General features: G+C 70.3%; 3 protein-coding genes and 1 pseudogene. 1 reads left to right on the top strand and 3 read right to left on the bottom strand.

What is annotated here, in order from left to right:
* Positions 1–38: 38 nt before the first annotated feature.
* The 3 genes from ABZT17_RS45110 to ABZT17_RS45100 form a co-directional block, all read right to left on the bottom strand.
* The gene (locus tag ABZT17_RS45110; protein WP_058923385.1) at positions 39–266 is read right to left on the bottom strand and encodes a DUF3107 domain-containing protein; all 228 of its coding nucleotides are present in this window, start codon (positions 264–266) and stop codon (positions 39–41) included.
* 152 nt (positions 267–418) lie between these two features.
* Positions 419–1,063 (bottom strand): TetR/AcrR family transcriptional regulator, encoded by a 645-nt coding sequence (locus ABZT17_RS45105; RefSeq protein ID WP_356357995.1) that lies wholly within the window; start codon positions 1,061–1,063, stop codon positions 419–421.
* 217 nt (positions 1,064–1,280) lie between these two features.
* Positions 1,281–1,505: a hypothetical protein gene (locus tag ABZT17_RS45100; protein ID WP_356357994.1), complete on the bottom strand. Its 225-nt coding sequence runs from the start codon at positions 1,503–1,505 to the stop codon at positions 1,281–1,283.
* Positions 1,506–1,669: 164 nt separating this feature from the next.
* On the opposite strand from ABZT17_RS45100, the pseudogene ABZT17_RS45095 reads away from it, so the two are divergent.
* Positions 1,670–1,989: pseudogene (locus ABZT17_RS45095) on the top strand (hypothetical protein); the annotation flags it as partial.

Here is a 1,989-nt window from a genome sequence, read left to right as displayed (position 1 = left end):
GGCGACACGAAGTCGCCGGGCCCTCCTGTGCTGTCTGCCTACAGCGCGCCGAAGCCCACCTTGCGCGGGGCCGGCTCGCCGAGCTCGACGTAGGCCAGGCGCTCGGCCGGGACGAGGACCTTGCGGCCGTGCTCGTCCACGAGGGAGAGCAGCTGCGACTTCCCGGCCAGTGCCTCGGCCACGATCCGCTCGACCTCCTCGGCGCTCTGACCGCTCTCCAGAACGATCTCGCGGGGCGCGTGCTGCACGCCGATCTTGACCTCCACGGCTATGTCCCTCCGACGGTCAGTGAAGTGCGCGACCTTTACGCGCCGTACCCAGCACACATTAGCCCGGTGAGGGGACGTACACGGTCCGCGCCTGCACGCCAGGAGCGAACAGGCGGCGGGAACAAACGCCGGGTACGCGCGCGTGCGCGTCAGTGCTGCTGGTCGGCGCCGTGCAGCGGGAAGCCCGCGATACCGCGCCAGGCCAGCGAGGTCAGCAGCTGCACCGCCTGGTCGCGCGGGACGCTGCGGTCGCTGTGCAGCCAGGAGCGGGCCACGACCTGGGCGAGGCCGCCGAGACCCGAGGCCAGCAGCATCGCCTCCGCGGACGAGAGGCCGGTGTCCTCGGCGATGACGTCACGGATCGCCTCGGCGCACTCGTTCGTCACCTTGTCGACGCGCTCGCGCACGGCGGGCTCGTTCGTCAGGTCCGACTCGAAGACCAGGCGGAACGCGCCGCCGTCGTCCTCCACATAGGCGAAGTAGGCGTCCATGGTCGCCCGTACGCGCTGCTTGTTGTCGGTCGTCGACGCGAGCGCCGTACGCACCGCCTGGATGAGGGACTCGCAGTGCAGGTCCAGCAGGGCCAGGTACAGGTCGAGCTTGCCCGGGAAGTGCTGGTAGAGCACCGGCTTGGAGACGCCGGCGCGCTCGGCGATGTCGTCCATCGCGGCGGCGTGGTAGCCCTGCGCCACGAAGACTTCCTGGGCGGCGCCCAGCAGCTGGTTCCGTCGGGCTCGGCGAGGCAGACGCGTGCCTCGCGGGCGCGCCGCCTCTGTCTGCTCGATGGCTGTCACGCCGCCTCCCAAATTCGTCCACATGCGGTGTGCGCCGCGCGGCCATCGTACTTTTCGGTAACCCTGCTGTGCGCGGTGCGAGCGCAGAATTTCACGGACCGGACGGTGGCGAAAGCCGGGCGGAAGGTTTCAAAACGGGTCGGAGCGGGCAGGGATCCGCCTCCTTCCAGCTCAGCGGCGTCGTCGTGTGCGGGTCCCTCGTCAGCGGTAGTCGTCCTCAGCGGTAGTCGTCCTCGTCGATGGAGACCACCCGGTGCTGTTCGACGAGGTCGGCCTCGTTCCCGCGGGCAGGGTCCACGTCCTCCAGCGGGTCGTCACGGTCCCCGGTGACGTCCGCGTACTGCTCGGCGGCGTCGTCCTCGGGTGCCTCGACGTCGAACTCCGGCGCCTCGCGGGTGTCGTCGTCCTCGAACGTCTCGGGGTCCGTGGGGTCGATGGCCATGGTTGGGCTCCCTTCCTACGAATGTCCCTGGAAGAAGCAGGGGCCACAGCGGGTGCCCTCATAACGAGCCTAGGAGACACCCGATGCGGACGCCATGCGATGCGCATGTCAGCTGTGATGGCGAACACATGAGCCACTGCGTGATCGTCTCGTAACATTGGCGCATGTCTTCGACCGAGCTGCCGTCCGTACCGGCGACCAATGTGCTCCCGAAGGTGGCGCCCGTCAGGGTTGCCGAGGGCGAGCGGCTCAGGTCGGTCGAGTTGCCCGGCATCACGCTGACGATGCGTTCGAGACCACCCGCGCGCGAGGGGTTGCCGCCGGCGCTCTACGTCCATGGGCTCGGCGGTTCCTCGCAGAACTGGTCGGCGCTGATGCAGGAGCTGGAGGGCGTGGTCGGCGGCGGGGGCCGCGACCGCCCCGGGGTGGGGGGGTCCCCCCCCCCCGGCGCCCGCGCCGTCCGCGTGCCCCGGCCCCGGCGGGC

The sequence above is a fragment of the Streptomyces sp. NPDC005648 genome (assembly GCF_040605395.1).
In the GTDB taxonomy this organism is placed as follows: domain Bacteria; phylum Actinomycetota; class Actinomycetes; order Streptomycetales; family Streptomycetaceae; genus Streptomyces.
This window is presented reverse-complemented; position numbering and strand designations above follow the sequence as displayed.